General features: G+C 62.1%; 20 protein-coding genes. 9 read left to right on the plus strand and 11 right to left on the minus strand.

What is annotated here, in order from left to right:
* Nucleotides 1–131: 131 nt before the first annotated feature.
* A complete protein-coding gene (locus CKW07_RS03020; RefSeq protein ID WP_095143504.1) occupies nucleotides 132–524 on the minus strand; it encodes a hypothetical protein in 393 nt (130 codons plus the stop codon).
* A gap of 90 nt (nucleotides 525–614) precedes the next feature.
* Nucleotides 615–806 (minus strand): hypothetical protein, encoded by a 192-nt coding sequence (locus CKW07_RS03025; RefSeq protein WP_095143505.1) that lies wholly within the window; start codon nucleotides 804–806, stop codon nucleotides 615–617.
* A gap of 157 nt (nucleotides 807–963) precedes the next feature.
* On the opposite strand from CKW07_RS03025, the gene CKW07_RS03030 reads away from it, so the two are divergent.
* Complete coding sequence (locus CKW07_RS03030) at nucleotides 964–2,016, plus strand: GGDEF domain-containing protein (RefSeq protein WP_095143506.1); 1,053 nt, start codon at nucleotides 964–966, stop codon at nucleotides 2,014–2,016.
* Nucleotides 2,017–2,706: 690 nt separating this feature from the next.
* Nucleotides 2,707–2,943, plus strand: a complete 237-nt coding sequence (locus CKW07_RS03035) for a hypothetical protein (RefSeq protein WP_095143507.1) — start codon at nucleotides 2,707–2,709, stop codon at nucleotides 2,941–2,943.
* Nucleotides 2,944–2,974: 31 nt separating this feature from the next.
* Here CKW07_RS03035 and CKW07_RS03040 read toward each other — a convergent pair whose 3' ends face one another.
* The gene (locus tag CKW07_RS03040) at nucleotides 2,975–3,727 is read right to left on the minus strand and encodes a carbonic anhydrase (RefSeq protein ID WP_095143508.1); all 753 of its coding nucleotides are present in this window, start codon (nucleotides 3,725–3,727) and stop codon (nucleotides 2,975–2,977) included.
* Between the two features lie 410 nt (nucleotides 3,728–4,137).
* On the opposite strand from CKW07_RS03040, the gene CKW07_RS03045 reads away from it, so the two are divergent.
* The 5 genes from CKW07_RS03045 (at nucleotide 4,138) to CKW07_RS03065 (ending at nucleotide 10,202) form a co-directional block, all read left to right on the plus strand.
* On the plus strand, nucleotides 4,138–4,368 hold the full coding sequence (locus CKW07_RS03045; protein ID WP_095143509.1) for a hypothetical protein: 231 nt from the start codon (nucleotides 4,138–4,140) through the stop codon (nucleotides 4,366–4,368).
* A 247-nt stretch (nucleotides 4,369–4,615) separates the two neighbouring features.
* Nucleotides 4,616–7,447: a xanthine dehydrogenase family protein molybdopterin-binding subunit gene (locus tag CKW07_RS03050; protein ID WP_095143510.1), complete on the plus strand. Its 2,832-nt coding sequence runs from the start codon at nucleotides 4,616–4,618 to the stop codon at nucleotides 7,445–7,447.
* Nucleotides 7,440–7,979: a (2Fe-2S)-binding protein gene (locus CKW07_RS03055; RefSeq protein ID WP_095143511.1), complete on the plus strand. Its 540-nt coding sequence runs from the start codon at nucleotides 7,440–7,442 to the stop codon at nucleotides 7,977–7,979. The genes CKW07_RS03050 and CKW07_RS03055 overlap by 8 nt, the downstream gene beginning before the upstream one ends.
* A gap of 2 nt (nucleotides 7,980–7,981) precedes the next feature.
* Nucleotides 7,982–9,229: a cytochrome c gene (locus CKW07_RS03060; protein ID WP_095143512.1), complete on the plus strand. Its 1,248-nt coding sequence runs from the start codon at nucleotides 7,982–7,984 to the stop codon at nucleotides 9,227–9,229.
* Nucleotide 9,230: 1 nt separating this feature from the next.
* Nucleotides 9,231–10,202 carry an XdhC family protein gene (locus CKW07_RS03065; RefSeq protein ID WP_095143513.1) on the plus strand — a complete coding sequence of 324 codons (972 nt, stop codon included), beginning with the start codon at nucleotides 9,231–9,233 and terminating at the stop codon, nucleotides 10,200–10,202.
* A gap of 68 nt (nucleotides 10,203–10,270) precedes the next feature.
* Here the strand turns inward: CKW07_RS03065 and CKW07_RS03070 are convergent, their stop codons facing one another.
* The 7 genes from CKW07_RS03070 to CKW07_RS03100 all read right to left on the minus strand — a co-directional run bounded on the left by CKW07_RS03070 (nucleotide 10,271) and on the right by CKW07_RS03100 (nucleotide 16,641).
* Nucleotides 10,271–10,501, minus strand: a complete 231-nt coding sequence (locus CKW07_RS03070) for a hypothetical protein (protein WP_095143514.1) — start codon at nucleotides 10,499–10,501, stop codon at nucleotides 10,271–10,273.
* A gap of 150 nt (nucleotides 10,502–10,651) precedes the next feature.
* The gene (locus CKW07_RS03075) at nucleotides 10,652–10,876 is read right to left on the minus strand and encodes a hypothetical protein (RefSeq protein ID WP_095143515.1); all 225 of its coding nucleotides are present in this window, start codon (nucleotides 10,874–10,876) and stop codon (nucleotides 10,652–10,654) included.
* A 96-nt stretch (nucleotides 10,877–10,972) separates the two neighbouring features.
* On the minus strand, nucleotides 10,973–12,616 hold the full coding sequence (locus CKW07_RS03080; RefSeq protein WP_095143516.1) for an ABC-F family ATP-binding cassette domain-containing protein: 1,644 nt from the start codon (nucleotides 12,614–12,616) through the stop codon (nucleotides 10,973–10,975).
* A gap of 188 nt (nucleotides 12,617–12,804) precedes the next feature.
* The gene (modC, locus tag CKW07_RS03085) at nucleotides 12,805–13,893 is read right to left on the minus strand and encodes a molybdenum ABC transporter ATP-binding protein (protein WP_095143517.1); all 1,089 of its coding nucleotides are present in this window, start codon (nucleotides 13,891–13,893) and stop codon (nucleotides 12,805–12,807) included.
* A 3-nt stretch (nucleotides 13,894–13,896) separates the two neighbouring features.
* On the minus strand, nucleotides 13,897–14,577 hold the full coding sequence (gene modB, locus CKW07_RS03090) for a molybdate ABC transporter permease subunit (protein ID WP_095143518.1): 681 nt from the start codon (nucleotides 14,575–14,577) through the stop codon (nucleotides 13,897–13,899).
* Nucleotides 14,578–15,345, minus strand: coding sequence for a molybdate ABC transporter substrate-binding protein (gene modA / locus CKW07_RS03095; RefSeq protein ID WP_095143519.1), 768 nt, complete (start codon nucleotides 15,343–15,345; stop codon nucleotides 14,578–14,580).
* A 231-nt stretch (nucleotides 15,346–15,576) separates the two neighbouring features.
* Nucleotides 15,577–16,641 carry a nitronate monooxygenase family protein gene (locus CKW07_RS03100; protein WP_095143520.1) on the minus strand — a complete coding sequence of 355 codons (1,065 nt, stop codon included), beginning with the start codon at nucleotides 16,639–16,641 and terminating at the stop codon, nucleotides 15,577–15,579.
* 317 nt (nucleotides 16,642–16,958) lie between these two features.
* On the opposite strand from CKW07_RS03100, the gene CKW07_RS03105 reads away from it, so the two are divergent.
* Nucleotides 16,959–17,942 carry an MDR family oxidoreductase gene (locus tag CKW07_RS03105; RefSeq protein WP_095143521.1) on the plus strand — a complete coding sequence of 328 codons (984 nt, stop codon included), beginning with the start codon at nucleotides 16,959–16,961 and terminating at the stop codon, nucleotides 17,940–17,942.
* A gap of 17 nt (nucleotides 17,943–17,959) precedes the next feature.
* The gene (locus CKW07_RS03110) at nucleotides 17,960–18,418 is read left to right on the plus strand and encodes a GyrI-like domain-containing protein (protein WP_095143522.1); all 459 of its coding nucleotides are present in this window, start codon (nucleotides 17,960–17,962) and stop codon (nucleotides 18,416–18,418) included.
* On the opposite strand, the gene ada is transcribed toward CKW07_RS03110, so the two are convergent.
* Nucleotides 18,415–19,476 carry a bifunctional DNA-binding transcriptional regulator/O6-methylguanine-DNA methyltransferase Ada gene (ada, locus tag CKW07_RS03115; RefSeq protein WP_095143523.1) on the minus strand — a complete coding sequence of 354 codons (1,062 nt, stop codon included), beginning with the start codon at nucleotides 19,474–19,476 and terminating at the stop codon, nucleotides 18,415–18,417. The two genes, CKW07_RS03110 and ada, sit on opposite strands and share 4 nt — an antisense overlap.
* Between the last annotated feature and the right edge of the window lie 30 nt (nucleotides 19,477–19,506).

A 19,506-nucleotide genomic window follows, 5' to 3' on the forward strand; every position in this document is an offset into this window, starting at 1 on the left:
TTTTCTGAGTAACCGCGTTGTTCTTGAGTTCATCGCGAGCACTCGAGCGTCGACCGGCTGCTCCTACAAATGCGGTTTCATCTCCCTTGGCGGGTTTCTGGATAAGCCTGCGGTTTCAGGGCTGCCGGGGGCTAGCCCGATAAGGCAGAAAAAGGGTTCAAGGGCGCGTGCCGACCCGTGCTCCCCTCCAGGTGCCTGTAGGTGTCTGCATCCGTCAGGCACAACAGTTTCCTGCCATCTTTGAGTTCAACCCAGAACGTCACCTGGGTCTCATCGTGGCTCAAGGCAGTGTCGGTGACGGCGCAGAGGGGCGCCAGCGCCAGTGTCGCGGCCAGGCCCATGCCTGCAGTGTTCTGCGTGAGTGATGGTGGGGCCTGGTTCAACAGGGTGAAATCCTTGATGTCCTTCACCGGGACGTTAAGGCCCGGCCAGGGATAGAGCGCGGTCTCGACGTTGATCACACCCGGTCCGCAGGTCCCGACACCATAAAGAAAATCACCGGCCAGAATCTGGATGTTAGCCATGTGGATGCCTCCCGATATCGACCTCGTGGACATTTCACGCCCCAAAAAAGGGCGAGTCAATGACCGGGCGACAGGCGTGGGATTCAGGCCTCAGGTATTGAGCCTTTCGCATTCGGTATGGGCTTCCAGGTGGGTTCCATAAAGGGCTTTCATTCGCTGCTTGTCCTGATTGTCGTAGAGATTGAAGCCAATCGGGGCCAAGCCGGGGTGCAGCCGAATACCTTCACGGCCGGATGCGGTTTTGGTGCGGGTCGCAGGAACCACAACGAATCGGGGGATCATTTCCCTGTCCTCTTGCCTGGCGGATCACAAGCGAGCTTCAGGTGTGTCCGATGAACTGTCCGCGCCGGGGCATTATGCCGGGATGGCCGTTTGTCCGGCCTATGGTTATGCTCAGCGGCTTATCATTCGTTAACAATAATCAAACTACAGTGACGTTATGAGCCAACCAGAGACGCGTGCGACTGCCTTAGCGCTGTATCCCGAGGATTCCCGCGAAGCAGCGGCGCTGCTCAAGCAGGCCGTGCCCTTGATGGTGCGTCACAACATTCCACCCAATCCGGTGCATTACGCGCTCTGGTACACCTACAGCAAAGGCCAGGAGCCAGAGCTCAATCGTCACCTGGACAGGATGGTCAGGGACTTCGAGGGTTTCCCGGCAGAGTCTGCTGCCCGGCTGTTTCGTGAGTACATCATCCGCGATGAACTGGAGGACGCTCGCAGCGGCCAGCAGCAGGCGATCAACCTGGTGGACGGCATGGAGCGCGACATCTCGCGCAGTGTCAAAGGCAGCCAGCATTTCCAGGACCGTCTCGGGCATTGCCTGGACATGCTGGAGGAGCCGAATGGCGAACGCTTGCCCGCTCTCCTGAGTGAACTGCAGCAGAGCACCCGGCTCATGCAGGGCCAGCAAGAGCTGTTCCTTTCCCAACTGCACTCGGCGCAAAACGAGATCAAGAGCCTGCGCGACAAGCTTGAGCGCGCCCAGTTGGCAGCGACCCTCGATGGCTTGACCCAGGTGCTCAACCGAACGACGTTCACCCGTTTACTGGAGCAGGCGCTGGGCGCCGGTCAGGCGGGTGTGGCATTGATCATGCTGGATATCGACCACTTCAAGCAGTTCAACGACCAGTACGGCCACCCGTTGGGCGACCGGGTGCTCCAGCACGTCGGCGAGGTGCTGCGCAATGCAATCAGCCCGCACGTCACGGTGGCGCGCTATGGCGGTGAAGAGTTCTGCGTCATGTTGCACGCATGCAGAGACCTTGATAACGCCGGGGATTTTGCCGAGCAACTGCGCCTGAAGGTGCAGGCCTTGCGGATCAAGGCGCGCGGTACCGACCAGGTGCTGGACAGGGTCACGGCGTCCTTCGGTGTCGCCCTCGCCAAACCGGATGACACCCTTGAGAGCCTGCTGACGCGTGCCGACGACGCGCTGTACCAGGCCAAGCGCAATGGCCGTAACCAGGTCCATCGGTCGGCCTGGAGGTGACCCTCGGGGTCTTCAGGTGAACCGCTGAAAATCGTCGCACGACAGCCGCGGATTGTCTTCAGTGGCTCAGTGTCGATAAGCGGTATGGCGCGAAAAAAGTGTGGTTATTTAAGGACTTAGCGGATAAACGGTATAAAGTTAACCTGTAAATATCTTGTTACAAGTCAATGGGTTAGGTATTATCGTCCTGCGTTCACCACCACGGTTTATGCATTTTTAAGCCCCAAGTTTCCATCAGCTACTTGGGCTTTTTTTTGCCTGCAATTTGGCCCCTAGGCCTGCAGGTTTTCTGCTGTCGGTGTTCAGTGTCCATCGCCGCCCGGTTATTTCCCCAGGCCATAAGGGCGACACAAAACGTTATTAGACCCCTCGGCAGGGCAATGCTAAAAAAGAAAGTGCACGGCATTCAATCAGCATGAAGCGGGTTGAGTCACAACGTGCACTGCATCTCCATTTGCTTAAATGGAAACCGCCCAACATTGAGCTGGGCAACGATCAATGAGTCTGATGCCGCCCTCAGGGTCAATTGCTGCGCCTCTGGCCAACTGCTCGCGCAACCGTGCATAGGGCTCATTGATCACTTTTTCTCCCGCAACCTCCAAAATCCGACACGCCATCGCTTATTGCATGGGGCGGGATGAATTGTGCCCGTTAGAATGCCCCCACTGGACAATGAGGCGGTGGCGGCAGATGCGCAGAGAAATTGGTTACTGGAACCGGGAAGGCCGGGAGTTGTTCTATTACCTGGAGTTCAACCCACACACGGCGGAGTTTTTTCTCACCTGTGAACACACCCCGCGCGAGGGTGCAGTGAGCATCAGGTCGGTGCCCCTCAGCGAGGCCCGTGGCGAGCGTTACTACGACGATGCCGTGATGATCATCAAGGAAGAGCTGTTCAAGGATTACCGGATCCAGGCGCACGCTTGATCGCTCAAGCGTGCGGGTTGTGATTTTTCGCTCAGGCGATCAGGTCAACCTTGCCGCTCGCCAGGCGGTAGATCCCGCCCACGATTTTCAACTTGCCATTGGCGAGGGCGTCACTGAGCACGGGCGATGTGGTTTTCAGGCGCTCGACCGAGTCCTTGACGTTTTGCACGGTTGCGTTGTGCAGCAGGTCGCCGGGTTCTTTCAGGACTTTGTTGATCGTGGGCTGGAGGGCGAGTGTCAGTGTCTGAATCTTGCCGGGGTATACCGTGCGGTCTTTGGCGGTTTTGATCCCAGCGATCATGGCCCCGCAACTCTCGTGGCCCAACACCAGAATCAACGGCGCGCCCAGCGCCAGTACCGAGTACTCAAGGCTGGCCAGCCCTTCGTCGGTGACAAAGTTACCGGCGATCCGAACGGCAAACAGATCGCCGCGGGCTGTATCGAACGCGTATTCGGGGGCGATGCGCGAATCCGCGCAACTCAGGACTGCAACGAACGGGTTCTGGCCGGACACCAGGGCTTCGCGCTCCGCCTTGAAGTCGTGGGTGGTGGAGGCACCGCGAATGTATCGCTCGTTTCCTTCCACCAGGCGTTGCAGGGCCTGGTCGGGGCTGAGGGCGTTTTGCGGCTTGGGTGGCGCGGCGTTTTCTTCCGCAGCCTTGGCCAGCCTGGCGGGGAGGGCGCCGGCCAGCAGCAGGGCACCTGCGCCCAGACCTGCGAGCCTCAGAAACTGGCGGCGATCATGGGGGGCGGGGCCTGGCGTTGTTTCACGGGATGGGCACATGGCATATGGACTCGGTTCATGGGGAAGAATGACTGGCACAGGGGCGAGTACTGCCCTGAGCCCCGGGTACCGCCATGTGCAAGTCTAGAGGGTTTGCCGGGTTAGCATTGCGCCCCGGTGATTGGGCGATCAACGGCGATGTCGTGAGGCAGAACCCGCTCAAAAAATGCGATACCGCTATCACTTTGCGTTTAATGCTTTCGCCTGTGCCAGCGTCGTCTACGCTGTCTGAGTGAGTCAGAACCCCATAAACGGACCTGTGGAGCCATCTCATGTAGGGGCGGGCTTGTTGAGGGTCGAATTCGCCATGTGGCGTTGGTCAGGCACCTGGTGCCGACGGTTGCATCCGGCGAGTGGCGGCGTTATCAAGGAAGTGACGCTTTCGGCATTCTGAATGGGAGGCAATAGTCATGTCACTCAATAAGCCTGAGCAGGAACTGCGGCAGGATCTGCAGGACATTGCGTCCGAGCTGCGCTGGTCCGCCGTGGAGATGAAAGCCATTGCCGCGCGACTCAGCGAGTCCGGCAATTCGGTGGACGCCCAGGCGTTGCTGCGGATGTGCGAGTTGTTCGAGCGCACCGACGCGCGATTGGGCAGTTTCGCCGGTGAGGTCAAGGCGCACAAAATCAGCCTCAAGTAAGCCCGGGCGGTCGGCAGTAGTCACACCCTTGACGCCATCGCGGGCGACCCCGTGCCCGCAGAAAATCACCCTCGAACTACTATTATTTTTGCCGAGGCCGGACAAATTCGATAAAGTTAACCATTAGGTCAACTTTTTTCAGCTTGTCAGCCCTTCGCATCGTCAGGAAGGGTTTCTGTATGACCTGAGATTTCCCAGAACACCATAATGACATGGACGGATTTCATAGCCGTCCAGAGGATGATCCATGTCCAACCGTGATATATCCCGGCGCTCCTTCTTGCAGGGCGGGTTGATCGCTGGCGTCAGCGTGACGCTGACTCCGCTCAGTTCCCAGGCATTGGCCGCCCTGATGGAAAACAGCGTGACCGTCCCGTCCGAGCAATGGCTTGGCAACAACGGCAAGGCACGCATGCGCAACGACTCACTGTCCAAGGTGTGCGGCAGCAAGGTATTTGCCCGCGACATCCGCGCCAAGGACATGCCGGGCTGGCCGCAACAGCAAGGCCACGCGATGCTGCTCAAGACCGTTCGTGCCGACCGCATCTACGAGGGTTTCGACCTGTCGTTGCTGGGCGCCGAATTGCAGCCTGACCGCATCGTCACTGCGCAGGACCTGGACAAGGACGGCATCGTATTTCCGGAAGAACACGCCCCCGATCCGCTGCTGCCGCCCGGCCAGGTACCGATGTTCATCGGCCACCCGGTGGCGATCCTGATCTGGAACGATTTCGAACGTTACCGCCAGGCCAAGAACAAACTCAAGTTCAACGACAAGGCCATCCGCTACGGTGCCCAGGCGCCGCTGTACACCCGTGACCCCTACGGCAGTTTCCGCTACGTGCGCGTGGGCGGGGCGACCTCGGCCGATGAAGACGAATTCGCCAGCCTGAAAGACTCGATCCTGTTCCCGATGATTCGCGAGCGGCGTCCGGTCTGGAACGCCCAGCCCAACCTGCATGGCAACCTGACCGAGCGCGGCCTGTTTTATGCCGACCGCATGAAACAGCAACTGGAAACCCCGCCGGAAGGCTGGATGGTGTTTGACGAGCGCTACAAGACGCCGTCCATCGAGCCGGCCGCGCTGGAGCCGGACAACGGCAACGGTTGGTACGACCCGGCGACCAAGACCCTGCATTTCGTGGTGGCCACCCAGTGCCCACTGGAGACGGCGAGCGAAACGGCGAAGATGATCGCACCGTCGCGTTTCGGCCTGAGCACGCTGAACATGCACCCGGGCTACACCGTCGGCTACGGCTCCAAGGACCACAACATTTTCGTCTACTACGCAGCCCTGGCGGCGTTGTACGGCGCCGGTGTGCCGGTACGCCTGGCCAACGACCGCTACGAGCAGTTCCAGAGCGGCATCAAGCGTCACCCGTTCGACATCCGCTACCAGTTGGCGGTGGACAAAAAGGATCACAGCTTCAAGATTTTCCGCGCCGACATGACCGTCGATGGCGGCGGCCGGATCAACTACAGCCCGTCGGTGGCCGCCGTGGGCGCCACCGCCGCGCAGTCGATCTACTACATGCCGCAGAACGACCTGCAGGTAACCGCGTATCACTCCCGTGCTGTCGAGGCCGGTTCCATGCGTGGTTATGGCACCCTGCAAAGCATGGCCGCCACCGAGATGATGGTGGATGAAGTTGCCGATCGCCTAGGGATCGATGCCATCGACCTGCGCAAGAAGAACGTGCTGCTGTCGGGGATGAAAAACACCCAGGGCGCGGTGCCGGCCGGTGCCTTGCGCCTGAACGAGATTCTCGAAAAGGCGGCGGGCAATGAGTTCTGGAAAAACCGTCACGCGCTGAAAAAGCAGGAAGACGCCAAGGACCCGGATAGCTTGTACGGGGTGGGTTTCGCCATCTGCCAGAAAGACTTCGGCACAGGCTCCGAAGCGCCAATGGCCAGCGTCGAGTTCACTGCTGAAGGTCATGTCACCCTGCGCCACATCGGTATCGAGATCGGCACCGGCATGTCCACGTCCCAGGCCCTGGTGGTCGCCGACTTCCTCGGCAATCCGGCCAGTGAAGTGAAGACCGGTGAGACCGAGTGGAAAGAGCTGCAGCTGACCAGCAGCGGCAACCCCTACATCATGAGTCAGGCCGAGCAGGACACTGTGCTGCGCAACCCGCGCTGGGTCGGCAAGATCGCCTCGGCGTCCTCGGCCACCAACTCGGCTTACTACTTCAGCCACGCCACCCGTGAAGCGGCGCGCGTGCTGTTCAACCACGGCCTGTGGCCGGCGGCCATGGAAATCTGGCGCCAGGGCCCGTTTGGCGGCCAGGCCAACCCGTATGTGGTCCGTCGTGAAGACGCCCACTGGGTCGATGGAAAGCTGACCGCCAATGGCATGGAACCGCTGCCGTTCGCCGTACTGGCCAAGCATGCCCACGAGCGTGGCCTGGTGACCGGTGCCACCGTGCACGGTTTCAACCGCTGGAGTTGGGCCGAGGCCGAGTTCAGCATCAACGGCGTGCGCGAGCGCCTGCCGCTGGATGCCCTGGCCGTGAAATACGGTACCGGTGCGCCGAAGGCCAAGCTGGCGCAGATGACCAGCGCCGGCTTCCACCTGCTGGACCGACAGAACGTCGCGTATCCGGCGACGCAGTTGAACAACGCGGCCGTGACCTACTACAGCCCCGTTGCCACTTTGGTGGAACTGAAAGTGAACAAGGGGTCGGGCGAGGTGCGCGTCCTTAACCACCATTCCTGGCTCGAATGTGGCCGGGTGCTGGTGCCGGAGCTGGTCAAGGGCCAGATCGAAGGCGGGGTCGCCATGGGCATCGGCCACGCGTTGCTGGAAGAGATGCCGCTGTACGAAGGCGGGCCGGGGGAGGGTGACTGGAACTTCAACCGCTATCGCTTGCCCATGGCCAAGGATGTCGCGGTCTGGACGCAGACGTCGGAGATCCTCCCACCCCTGTCGCCAAGCGACCCGTCCAAGGGCATTGCCGAGGTGGTGATGATTCCGGTGGTGGGCGCTATCGCCAACGCCGTGGCTCACGCTATCGGCAAACGTGTCCGTGACCTGCCTATCACTCCAGCGCGCATCAAGGAGGCCCTCAATGGCTAACCGTCCGCTTCAAATGACCCTCAATGGTCAAACCGTCGGTCCCGTCGAGGTCCCTGAAGATCTGCCGATGATCGACTACCTGCACGAGTACCGTAACCTCACCGGTTCACGTCTGGGCTGCGGCCAGGGCATTTGTCACGCCTGCGTGGTGATCGTCGACAACCCCGACGGCACCAGCGAAGAAGTGCGCACCTGCATCACCGGTGCCCACTACTTCGAAGGCAAGAAAATCCGCACCATCGAGGGCCACGCGAGTCGTGATGAAGCGGGCAAGGTCACCGAACTGAACCCGATTCAGCAACGCTTTGTCGACGAGTTCGCCTTCCAGTGCAGCTACTGCGCACCAGGTTTCGTCAACGCGGCGACCGTGCTGGTGGAAAAACTGCAGCGCCAGCCGATCAAGAAGAGCCAGCTGGAAGCGGTGATCGAGGACAGCCTCGGTCACCATATCTGCCGCTGCACCGGGTACGTGCGCTACTACAGCGCCACGCGCAACGTGCTGACCGATCTCGGCCTGGTCAAGGAGGGTTAAGCATGAAGCGACTACTTTCCGGCCTGGCTGCCGCCGTGGGTCTTGCGGTTTCGCTGATGGCGATCCAGCAGGCCCAGGCGGCCGACCAGCAGCAGATCAAGCAGGGTGAATACCTGGCGCGGGCAGCTGACTGCATGGCCTGCCACACCGCGCCCGGTGGCGCACCCTATGCCGGTGGCCTGCCCATCGTGTCGCCGTTCGGCACCATCTACGGCACCAACATCACTCCGGACAAGGAGCATGGCATCGGCCTGTACAGCGATGACGAGTTCTTCGCCGCGCTGACCGAAGGCAAGCGTCGTGACGGCGCCAACCTGTACCCGGCGATGCCATACACCTCGTATCACTTGATGCCCCGTGCCGACTCCGATGCGATTCACGCCTACCTGAAGACTTTCGAGCCGATCAACCGTGCCGCACCGGTCACCCGCCTGAGCTTTCCGTTCAACGTGCGTCTGGGCCTGACCGGCTGGAACATGCTCTACGGCAAGGACGTGAAGCTTGAGCCGACTGAAGGCAAAAGCGAGGCGTTCAAGCGCGGGCAGTACATGGTCGATGTGCTCGGTCACTGTGGTGAATGCCACACGCCGCGTGGCTTGCCTGGCGCCATGCAGCAGGACAAACGCATGACTGGCGGCTTGCTCAATGGCTACCTGGCGCCCAGCCTGCTGGCCAACGATCTGGCAGCCCGTGGCTGGACCCATCAGGACCTGAGTTCGTTCCTCAAGCATGGCATGAGCGCCCAGGGCACGATGTTCAATGAGATGTTCCCGGTGTTCCACAACAGCACCCAGAACCTCAGTGACTCGGACCTGGCGGCCATGGCTACCTTCCTGCTTGGCGATCAGCCGCCCCAGGCCAAGGTGCTGGCCACGGTGGCGCTGGACAAGATGACCGAAAGCGCCCAGCGCGGCCGTCAAAGCTACCTGAACGTCTGCGCCGGTTGCCACGGTGTCGAGGGCGAAGGCAAGCCGCACATCGCCGTGGCCATGCAGGGCAACACCACCCTGCGCCTGGAAGATCCGCGCAACCTGCTGCGCGTCATCGACGACGGGATTGGCGAACAGCAGTTCTCGGGTTTCGAGCGCATGCAACCGATGCCGGGTTTTGTCGACAAGTTGAGCGCGCAACAGACCACCGACCTGATCAACTACCTGCGTCAGGCCTGGGGCGGTCAACCGGCAGACCTGGTGATCAGCCAGATCGAGCAACTCAAGGCTGAGGCTCCGCCAGAGCACAAGGCGCACTGACATGCAGCATCTTGACCTGCAAGTGATACGGCGAGCGCTGGCCTGGTCCAGCGCGGGCCAGTGCGTGTGGCTGTGCAGCGTCCTCGGTACCTACGGCTCGGCGCCCCGTGCGCCGGGCTCGATGCTGGCGGTCAACGGCAGCGGTCATTGGATTGGCTCACTGTCGGGTGGCTGCGTCGAGGACGACTTTCTGGAGCGTATGGCCGAAGGGCTGTTCAACGACGCCGTCGCAGTGGTGCGCTACGGCGAGACGGATGACCCGCGCTCCCAGGTGAGACTGCCCTGTGGCGGGCTGCTCGATGTGCTGGTGGAGAAGCTTGAGCCGGACTGTGAGGTGCAGGCTCATCTGCGCGAACTGGAGTCCGCGTTGCTGGGGCAGCGTCGCCTGATTCGTGAGGTCGACCTGCACAGCGGCGCTCGCAGCCTGCTGGTTGACCGCGAACATGGGCCGCGTATCGAACGTGAAATCGACCGTGTACGGTTGCGCGTCGGTGCGGCGCAACGGCTGTTGCTCGCCGGTTATTCCAGCGTGGCGCAGGCCTGTGCCGAATTCGGGGTGGGCTTGGGTTTCGAAGTGATTCTGTGCGACCCACGCGACGAGGTGCTCGAAGGGGTGGTCCTGGAAAACGTCGAGATTCGCCGTCAACTGCCCTCGGTGTTCATTGCCGACGGCGGCTGCCACAGCGACACGGCGGTGGTGGCGCTGACCCACGATCCGCGTATCGACGACCTGGCCATGATGGAAGCCGTGCGCACCGACGCGTTCTACATCGGTGTGATGGGCTCCCTGCAAACCTCGCAGAAACGCTTCGAGCGTCTGCGCCGCATCGGTGGTCTGGGGGACGCTGAACTGGCGCGCATTCACGCGCCCATCGGGCTTAACCTGGGCAGCAAGACGCCAGCGGAGATCGCCTTGGCGGTGCTCGCCGATATTGTGCGGATTCGCAGCGGTATTGCCCGGGACCGGCTCTGACGCCAGGTGTTGACGCGGCAGTGATCGACCCCTGGTGAGTTCCGGCCTGAAGCTTCAGGTCGGAACGCTTAGCGGAACCTTGGCAGTGGGCGCTCAACGGGTTTGAGCGAGGTCAAGGCGCTCTGGATCAGCGGCGTGTCTTTCTCGATATCCAGCAGACGGTCGCGGATTCTCACGGCGGTCGGGTGGCCGTCATGTTTGTCTACCCAGTCGGCAATTTCCTTGCAGGCAGCGGTCAGGCGCGTCTGGCGTGAGTCGAGCAGGGTCAGCAAGGTGGTGATGGACTCTTTTTCGGACATGACAAACACCTCCATAGTCGAGAAGGTTGCAAGGGTTCGATGACAGGCCCGTGCCTGCGAGCCTGCCGCCGGTCAAGGCGCCGATCCTTCAGCTCAGTTCATTATAGCCCCTGCCATTGAACGTCGGTCACATTGCCCGGGGCCTACGTTTCAGCCTTGGCGCGCGACCCGCGAGCTGACCCGGTTGAGGCGTCGGCACTCGTTCAGGGCGTCTTCCTGGCGATCATAGCCGTCCCCGATGAACCCGCCGCGAGTACGGGTATCGGCAATCCTGTACCAGACCTCCGCAACTGGAGGCGGATGGGCCACTTCCCCGGCTCGGCGCCCCTGGACGATGATCTTGTTGCAGCGTTTCACAACGAAAATGTCTTCCATGGCGTCACCGGGGTGATTTGTATTCCCATCAACTATAGATCGCGGTGGCCAAGGTGCAAAAACAACGCGTGTCGTTCGTCGCATGGGTCACGACAGTCACGGCTGGTGGACGTTGTGCAGGCACCACCCGTCAGGTGTCCAGGCCAGGGTGTGGGTGGGCTGGAGTGCGTTGATAAACCCGGCGTCATGGGAAACGACCATGATCGCACCGGCAAACCCGCGCAGGGCCTGCTCTAGAGCCTGTACCGAAGCCAGGTCCAGGTGATTGCTTGGCTCATCGAGCAACAGCAACTGTGCCGGATTCTCGCGCCATGCGGCAACGGCAAGGGCGGCCTTGAGTCGCTCGCCACCGCTGAGCAAACGGGTCGGCATGGTCACGCGCACAGCGTCCAGTTGCAGGTGGGCCAGGCGGCTGCGCACCGCGCCCTCTGACAATGGCGTGTCCTGCAGGCTTAACTGCTCGACCACAGAGCGTTGCGGGTCCAGTTGTTCAAGGTGTTGGTCCAGGTAGGCACTCGGCACGTGGGTCAGGCACTGCCCGCTGACAGGGTTGCAGTGGGCCGCGAGCATTTTCAGCAGGGTGGATTTTCCACAACCGTTCGGCCCGCTGACGGCAACGCGCACAGGGCCGGCGAGTGAAAGTGTGAGCCAGGTGCCCGGCGCCTTGGCTGGCAGCCATGGCAATTGCGCATCGACCAGTGTGAGTACTTGCCGGCCGGTCGGTATGGCGCTTGCGGGCAGAGGAATCAGCACGGGTTCGGCGGGCGTAACTCGTATGCGGGCTTCGCGTACCTGAGCATCCATCGCGCTTTTACAGGCCTGATGCGTTTTGCGCAGATGGCCCATGAACTCGGTGGCCGAGCTTTTCATCGTGGCACGCTCAAAGCGTGAGACGTTGGCGGTGTCCGCGTTTCGGCGTGATCCGGCAGCACGCCGTTGAAGGGTGTCGTGCTCGCGCTGCAAGCGTTTTTGCTCGCGACTGCGCAGTGTGCGGGCATGATCAAGGGCTGATCGCGCCGCGTCTTGCTCGATGTCTCGCTGCGTGAGGTACGCCTCATGGTTGCCGCCAAACACCTGCACCCCCCGTTCACTGAGTTCGACGATGCGTTCAAGGCTGTTGAGCAGGGTTCGGTCGTGGCTGACCACAATCAAGCCACCGCGCCAGGCAGCCAAGCGGCCCATCAGCCAGCGGCGACCGTCGGCGTCCAGGTGGTTGGTCGGTTCATCCAGTACCAGCATCTCGGCCGGGCTGAGAAACGCGCCGATCAGCGCGATGCGCGCACGTTGACCACCGCTCAAGGTGTTCACGGGGTGGTGTGGGGTCAGTGCGCACAGGCCGGCTTCATCGAGCATTGCACGTAGACGATCGCGCATGTCCCAGCGCTCGGCCACCTGTTCAAGGTCCCGCGCGTCGGCCGTGCCGTCGGCCAGCCGCTCGAGGGCATCGAGTACCTGCGCGACGCCGGCTGCCTGAGCGACGTTTTGCTCAGCCATGACACTCGGCTCTTGTGCCACATAGGCAACGCTGGCGTGACGAATGAGGTTTCCCGAGGTGGGTTGCAACTCACCGGCAATCAATCGGGCCAGCACGGATTTGCCACTGCCATTACGACCGACGATGCCGGTGGGGCACTGATCCAGGCGCAGGGTGAGGGCGTCGAACAGGGTCTGGCCATTGGCAAATTGATAGGTGAGCCGGTTCAGGATGACCAGCGCAGGTGGATGCGTGACGTGAGTCATGGCACCTCCAGAAAATGTCGGAAAGACCAGCACGGAAGCTGGCCCGCATAGGGCCACGCGCTGCGATTACATTTTTGAAAGGCTTAGTTGTTCACGTCGAACGATCGTCCCGGGGGAGAGGAAAGGTGCATAGCCTAGCCTAGGCGCGGATACCCTTACAAGCTTCAGGTCTATTGGCCGGTGCAGTTTCAGGCCAGCACCGCCACGGCCTTGATCTGCGCCCAGAGTTGTTGCCCGGGATGCACCTGCAAGTGATCGCGCGAATACCGGGTGATGCGCGCCAGCAACGGCGTGCCGCCAGCGTCCAGTCGCACCAGGACATGGGCGGTGTTGTCGGCGGCAATTTCACTGATGACCGTGACCGGCAGCCGATTGAGGATGCTGCTCTGTTCGCCACCCGCAAGGCTCAGGCTGACATCCCGGGCCTGCACCTTGAAGCGCAACTGTTTGCCCACGGCCAGGGGCAGATGGGCCACGCGTACATTCAATGGGCTGCGGGGCAGTTGCAGGGTCAAGAGTTGGTAGTCGACGTTGTAGTCAGTCACCTGGCCGTCGATCACCACGCCCGCGTCGTCGCCCTGCGCCAGCGGCAGGTCGAGCCGCGCCAGGGTTTCGCCGACCGGTCCGCTGGCCAGGGCCTTGCCGGCGCTCAGCAGCACAATGTGATCGGCCAGGCGCGCGACTTCGTCCTGAGAATGGCTGACGTACAACACCGGTATTTCCAGTTCGTCGTGCAGCCGTTCGAGGTACGGCAGGATCTCGCTTTTGCGCTGTGAGTCCAGCGCGGCCAAGGGCTCGTCCATCAACAGTAACCGAGGGCTGGTGAGCAACGCACGGGCGATGCCGACGCGTTGCCGTTCGCCGCCGGAGAGGTGTTGCGGATGGCGATCCAGCAGGTGGCCGATGCCCAGCAACTCGGTGGCGTGCAGCAGGTCGACCCGGCGCTGCTCACGGGCAATACGCCGCAGGCCAAATTCCAGGTTGGCCCGCACCGACAGGTGGGGGAACAGGCTGGCTTCCTGAAACACATAGCCCAGCGCCCGTTTGTGGGGGGGCACAAAGTGCTTCTTGCGACTGTCCTGCCAGACCTCGTCGTTGACCTGGATAAAGCCATGCTCGGCTCGTTCCAGGCCGGCGATGCAGCGCAGGCAGGTGGTCTTGCCCGAGCCGGAATGACCGTACAGCGCCGTGACGCCACGGCCGGGCAGGTCCAGGTCGACGTCCAGGGTGAAGTCCGGGTAGCGAAGATACAGGCGCGCGTGAATCCCAGCAGTCATCGATCAGCTCCAGCCGGCCTTGGTTTTGCGGCTTGAATACAGTGCCAGCAGCACCAGGAATGAAAACACCAGCATCGCTCCGGCCAGCCAGTGGGCCTGGGCATACTCCATGGCTTCGACGTGGTCGTAGATCTGCACCGAGACCACGCGGGTCTTGTCGGGGATGTTGCCGCCGATCATCAGCACCACGCCAAATTCACCGACGGTATGGGCGAAGCCGAGAATGGCCGCGGTGACAAAACCAGGCCGGGCCAAGGGCAGGACCACACTGAAAAAGGTGTCCCAGGGATTGGCGCGCAAGGTGGCGGCCACTTCCAGGGGCCGGGGGCCGATGGCCGAGAAGGCGTTTTGCAACGGCTGGACGACAAAGGGCATCGAGTAAATCACCGAGCCGATCACCAGCCCGGTAAAGCTGAAGGTCAAGGTGCCCAGCCCCAGCGACTGGGTGAGTTGGCCAATGAACCCGTTGGGGCCGAGGGTCAGCAGCAGGTAGAAGCCGATCACCGTCGGCGGCAGCACCAGGGGCAGGGCGACGATCGCCCCGATGGGGCCGCGCAGCCAGGACCGGGTGCGCGACAGCCACAACGCAATCGGAGTGCCGATGATCAGCAAAATCACCGTGGTCAGGGACGCGAGCTTGAAGGTCAGCCAGATCGCGGCAAGGTCGGCACTCGATAGCGTCATTTAAAGTTGATAACCGTAGGATTTGATAACGGCAGCGGCTTTCGGACCCTTGAGGTAGTCAACCAGTGCCTTGGCGGCCGGGTTGTCCTTGCCTTTGTTGAGGATCACCGCGTCCTGCTTGATCGGGTCGTGCATGTCGGCGGGCACGATCCATGCCGAGCCAGCGGTGACTTTGCCGTCTTTATAGATCTGCGACAAGGCGACGAAGCCCACTTCGGCGTTACCGGTGGAGACGAACTGAAAGGCCTGGGTGATGCTCTGGCCTTCCACAATCTTGTTCTTGACCTTGTCGGTCAGCCCCAGTCTGGCCAGCACTTGCGTAGCGGCGAGGCCGTAAGGGGCGGCTTTCGGGTTGGCGATGGACAGGTGTTGGTACTGGTTGCTGGTCAGCACGTTGCCCTTGGCGTCGACGTAACCGTCCTTGGCCGACCACAGCGCCAGGGTGCCGATGGCGTAGGTAAAGCGCGAGCCGTCGACGATATCGCCTTCCTGCTCGAGTTTTTGTGGGGTGCTGTCATCGGCCGAGAGGAACACTTCGAACGGCGCCCCGTTCTTGATCTGGGTGTAGAACTGCCCCGTGGCGCCATAGGCGGCGACCAATTTATGCCCGGTGTCTTTTTCGAAGTCGGCGGCAATGGCCTGGATCGGCGCGGTGAAGTTGGCGGCGACGGCGACCTGGACTTCGTTGGCCTGGGCCGAGTTCAAGGTGAACACGGCGAGCAAGGAGGCCAGGCAAACCGGGGCAAAACCTGAGACACGCATAGTCATGAAGCGGCTCCGAAGGACGAGAGAGGTGGGCAGTGTGTGGTTGTGATTCGACTGCGCTGGGGCTGAGGCTCAACGCTATATATAAAAATATACAGCGAAAGAGCTGGGAGCGGAACTCGTCAACGGCTCATGAGTGAAAAATTGTATACAGTTTTCTGTCGGGGGACTTTCAACGGCATCTGCAGAAGGGGTGATCGTTCCCGTCCGGGAACGATCATCGAGGCGCCGAGTTCAGCGGCGTCCCAGCAAGGCCAGCGCTTCATCCGCCAGGCGTCGGGTCAGTTCGCCAGTGGGCAGTTCCACACTCAGGCGCAGCGCCTGCCCGGCCCACAGGGTGCTGAAGTCTGCCTCGTCCTTGGCGCGCAGCGGCAGCAAGGCACCGCCAGCCAGCGGGAACGCCGGGGCCTGCGGACAGATCGGGCCGAGCTCGCGCATGATCCGATTGATGATCCCCCGCGCCGGGCGCCCGGTGAAAATGTTGGTGACTGCCGTTTCGCTCTTCCTGGCGCTGCGCAAGGCCTGGTGGTGCGAGGCGCTGACCTGGGCTTGCGGCGTGAACAGGTACGCGGTGCCTAGCTGCACCGCCGAGGCGCCCAGGGCGAACGCGGCGGCGATCCCGCGTGCATCGCCAATACCACCGGCGGCGATAACGGGCACGCGGACGGCATCGACGACTTGCGGCACCAAGGCAAAGGTGCCGACCTGAGTGCTCAAGTCGTCGCTGAGAAACATCCCGCGATGGCCGCCGGCCTCGTAACCCATGGCGATGATCGCATCGCAGCCATGTTGCTCAAGCCAGACGGCCTCGGCCACCGTTGTCGCGGACGACAGCACCTTGGCGCCGGAGGCCTTGACCCGGTCGAGCAGGGATTTCTCCGGCAGGCCGAAATGGAAGCTCACCACTTCGGGGCGAAACGCCTCGACCACCTCGCAGGCGGCCTCATCGAACGGCGCCCGGTTGGACACCGGTGTCGGCGCCTCGAAATCAGCCCCCAGTTCACGGTAGTAGGGTTCCAGCAGTTGCTTCCATTGGCGGGTGCGCGACTCGTCGGCAACGGGTGGCTGATGGCAGAAGAAGTTCACATTCAATGGATGCGTGCTGTGTTGCCGTATCGTCGTGAGCGCTTCGCGTAATTGCCCGGTGCTCAGCATGGCTGCGGGCATCGAGCCCAGGGCGCCGGCGTTACTGGCGGCGATCACCATGTCCGGGCCGGTCGCGCCGGCCATGGGCGCCTGGATGATCGGCAACTCGATGCCGAGCAGATCAACAATACGGGTGTCAGGCCATTGGCTCATCAGCAGTGTGCTCCTGCATGGAAAAGGTGAATGGGGGTCGGCTGTTGCGGTTCAATCGGTTCGTCAGCGATCAAAGCCGTCACCCTTTGAGCAGGGCATCGGTGTCGTTCAAACGGGCCGGGCGACGCGCTGCTTGTCCGCGATAGCGGTGGCTCAGCCAACATCAAGGATGACTGTGCTGGCGTCAGCGATTCTGGCCCAGAGGGCAAAAATCATAGCCCTGGCATGTAGCATCGGTCATGGCTTTTTTGCGCCGTGGCTGCGAAGGTATTGGCCTGGACTCAGCTCACGGCGACCCATCCAATCAGGAGACAGTGATGTTCAAAGGCATTTTGATTGAGAACGATAACGGCGCGTACCAGGCCAGTTTGCGAGAGATCGACGACGATCAGTTACCCGAGGGCAATGTCACGGTGCGTGTGGCGTACAGCACCCTGAACTTCAAGGATGGACTGGCGATTACCGGTTCAAGCCCTGTGGTGCGCAGATTTCCGATGGTTCCCGGGATCGACCTGGCCGGCACGGTGGAGGTCAGCGAGCATCCGGACTTCAAGGTTGGAGACAAAGTGCTGCTCAATGGCTGGGGCGTGGGGGAAGGGCACTGGGGTGGGCTGGCACAGAAGGCACGGCTTGCGGGTGATTGGTTGATTCCCTTGCCGCGTGCATTCACCGAAGCCCAGGCCATGGCCATTGGTACGGCCGGCTATACCGCGATGTTGTGCATCCTGGCGCTGGAGCGCAACGGCGTGACTCCGGACCAGGGCGAGGTATTGGTAACCGGGGCCAACGGTGGTGTCGGCAGTTTCGCCATCGCCCTGTTGTCCGCGCTGGGCTACCAGGTGGTCGCTTGCACCGGTCGCCCCTCGGAGCATGCCTACCTCAAGCAGTTGGGCGCCCGCGAGATCATCGATCGGGCCAGCCTGTCGGGCCCCGGCAAGCCGTTGGCCAAGGAGCGTTGGGCGGCGGTGGTCGACTCGGTGGGCAGTCATACCCTGGCCAATGCCTGCGCCAGCACCCGGGCCAATGGTACGGTGGCGGCGTGCGGACTGGCCCAGGGCATGGACTTTCCGGGCTCTGTCGCGCCTTTTATCCTGCGCGGCATTACCCTGGCCGGGATCAACAGCGTGACTCAACCCAAGGCCCGGCGCATTGCAGCCTGGGACCGACTGGCCAGGGACCTGGACCTAGGGTTGCTGTCACTGATCAGTCACGAAATCGCTCTGAGCGATGCCATCGACCTTGCGCCACGGCTGCTGGCCGGCGAGGTGCGCGGGCGCGTTGTGGTGGATGTGAATCGTTAATCAAGGAGGAAGTGTTCATGGGTGTCAAACAACTGGAAGTACAGCCGTTTCGTGTGGCCGGACTGCGCGTGCGTACGCTTAATACCGCAGAGCAACAGGCGTCGACCGCCAGGATCGGCCCGATGTGGCAACGCTTTTTCAGCGAGGGCCTGTACGACAAGATCGCCGGCAAGACGGCGGATTCGTGGGTGTATGGCGTGTACAGCCAATATGAGTCGGACGCGAGCGGGGCGTTTGACGTGCTGGCGGGCGTGGCTGTCAATGAGGCCCCGGCCGATTACCACAGCCTTGAAGTGCAGGGCGGCCAGTACTTGGTGTTCGATGCCAAGGGGCCGATGCCGGGCAGCGTGATTGAGGCCTGGGGGCGGGTGTGGGCGTATTTCGATGAACATCCGCAGGTTCAGCGCCGGTTTGCCACCGACTTCGAGGCCTACACCGGCCCCGACAGCGTGGCCGTGCACATCGGCATTTTCTAAGGCTGGCTTTCGCGCGCCAGCAACTGACGCTTGCGTTCCACCCCCCAGCGATAGCCCGACAGGTCGCCATCGCTGCGCACCACCCGGTGGCACGGTATTGCCACCGCCAGGTTGTTGGCCCCGCACGCCTGGGCCACGGCGCGGAACGCCTTGGGCGCACCGATACGCCGGGCAATCTCGGCGTAACTGGCAGTGCTGCCCACCGGGATCTCCCGCAACGCCTTCCAGACCCGCTCCTGAAACGCTGTGCCGCGCACATCCAGCGGCAGGTCCAGGCCCAAGGCGGGGGCTTCGATGAAACCCACCACCTTGGCAATCAGTTGCTCAAACTGCGGGTCCGCGCCGATCAGGTTGGCTTGCCGGAACTTGTCTTGCAGGTCGCGGACCAGGGTATCGGGATCGTCACCGAGGAGAATCGCGCACACCCCGCGCTCGCTCTGTGCCACCACGATCGCCCCGAGCGAGCATTGGCCGACGGCAAAGCGAATGTCAGTATTCTGGCCCGCGGCGCGGTAATTGCCAGGAGTCATGCCGAGCACCTGATCGGCGGACTCGTAGAAGCGACTGTTGGAGTTGAACCCGGCGTCATACAACGCATCCGTCACCGAGCCCGCCACCTCGAGCCGTTCGCGGACTCGGCGTGAACGCTGGGCCGTGGCATAGCCCTTGGGCGTCAGGCCAGTCACGGCCTTGAACACGCGGTGGAAATGAAAGGGGCTCATGCGCGCGCTGTGTGCCAGTTCGCCGAGACTGGGCACGGTGTCGGCGGACTCGATTTGTCGGCAGGCCGCGGCGACCAGGGTGGCGTGCTGGCTGGCAACCAGGGTTTGATCCGCCGCGGCCCGCTTGCTGGGGCGGAAACCTGCGGAAAGGGCTTGTTCCTCAGTGTCGAAGAACACTACGTTCTGCGGTTTCGGCAAGCGCGCCAGGCTACTGGGGCGGCAATAGATCCCGGTGGTTTTTACCCCATAGACAAACTGACCGTCGGCGCGCGGGTCGCGAGCCAGTACGGCGGCCCAGCGGGGGTCTTGCTCGGTGGCGTGGCTGGCGGTGGTCATGGTGCGTTACCTTTTGAAGATTCAGCCCAG

The organism is Pseudomonas sp. Irchel s3b6 (genome assembly GCF_900187415.1).
Lineage (GTDB): Bacteria > Pseudomonadota > Gammaproteobacteria > Pseudomonadales > Pseudomonadaceae > Aquipseudomonas.

What these genes read in the sequence shown, in the direction of transcription:
- CKW07_RS03035 (WP_095143507.1), top strand. Translation starts at nt 2,707, where the DNA reads ATGCGCAGAGAAATTGGTTACTGGAACCGGGAAGGCCGGGAGTTGTTC.
- CKW07_RS03080 (WP_095143516.1), bottom strand. Translation starts at nt 12,616, where the DNA reads ATGACTCACGTCACGCATCCACCTGCGCTGGTCATCCTGAACCGGCTC.
- CKW07_RS03055 (WP_095143511.1), top strand. Translation starts at nt 7,440, where the DNA reads ATGGCTAACCGTCCGCTTCAAATGACCCTCAATGGTCAAACCGTCGGT.
- CKW07_RS03060 (WP_095143512.1), top strand. Translation starts at nt 7,982, where the DNA reads ATGAAGCGACTACTTTCCGGCCTGGCTGCCGCCGTGGGTCTTGCGGTT.
- CKW07_RS03040 (WP_095143508.1), bottom strand. Translation starts at nt 3,727, where the DNA reads ATGTGCCCATCCCGTGAAACAACGCCAGGCCCCGCCCCCCATGATCGC.
- ada (WP_095143523.1), bottom strand. Translation starts at nt 19,476, where the DNA reads ATGACCACCGCCAGCCACGCCACCGAGCAAGACCCCCGCTGGGCCGCC.
- CKW07_RS03030 (WP_095143506.1), top strand. Translation starts at nt 964, where the DNA reads ATGAGCCAACCAGAGACGCGTGCGACTGCCTTAGCGCTGTATCCCGAG.
- CKW07_RS03050 (WP_095143510.1), top strand. Translation starts at nt 4,616, where the DNA reads ATGTCCAACCGTGATATATCCCGGCGCTCCTTCTTGCAGGGCGGGTTG.
- modB (WP_095143518.1), bottom strand. Translation starts at nt 14,577, where the DNA reads ATGACGCTATCGAGTGCCGACCTTGCCGCGATCTGGCTGACCTTCAAG.
- CKW07_RS03045 (WP_095143509.1), top strand. Translation starts at nt 4,138, where the DNA reads ATGTCACTCAATAAGCCTGAGCAGGAACTGCGGCAGGATCTGCAGGAC.
- modA (WP_095143519.1), bottom strand. Translation starts at nt 15,345, where the DNA reads ATGACTATGCGTGTCTCAGGTTTTGCCCCGGTTTGCCTGGCCTCCTTG.
- CKW07_RS03075 (WP_095143515.1), bottom strand. Translation starts at nt 10,876, where the DNA reads ATGGAAGACATTTTCGTTGTGAAACGCTGCAACAAGATCATCGTCCAG.
- CKW07_RS03065 (WP_095143513.1), top strand. Translation starts at nt 9,231, where the DNA reads ATGCAGCATCTTGACCTGCAAGTGATACGGCGAGCGCTGGCCTGGTCC.
- modC (WP_095143517.1), bottom strand. Translation starts at nt 13,893, where the DNA reads ATGACTGCTGGGATTCACGCGCGCCTGTATCTTCGCTACCCGGACTTC.
- CKW07_RS03020 (WP_095143504.1), bottom strand. Translation starts at nt 524, where the DNA reads ATGGCTAACATCCAGATTCTGGCCGGTGATTTTCTTTATGGTGTCGGG.
- CKW07_RS03070 (WP_095143514.1), bottom strand. Translation starts at nt 10,501, where the DNA reads ATGTCCGAAAAAGAGTCCATCACCACCTTGCTGACCCTGCTCGACTCA.
- CKW07_RS03025 (WP_095143505.1), bottom strand. Translation starts at nt 806, where the DNA reads ATGATCCCCCGATTCGTTGTGGTTCCTGCGACCCGCACCAAAACCGCA.
- CKW07_RS03105 (WP_095143521.1), top strand. Translation starts at nt 16,959, where the DNA reads ATGTTCAAAGGCATTTTGATTGAGAACGATAACGGCGCGTACCAGGCC.
- CKW07_RS03100 (WP_095143520.1), bottom strand. Translation starts at nt 16,641, where the DNA reads ATGAGCCAATGGCCTGACACCCGTATTGTTGATCTGCTCGGCATCGAG.
- CKW07_RS03110 (WP_095143522.1), top strand. Translation starts at nt 17,960, where the DNA reads ATGGGTGTCAAACAACTGGAAGTACAGCCGTTTCGTGTGGCCGGACTG.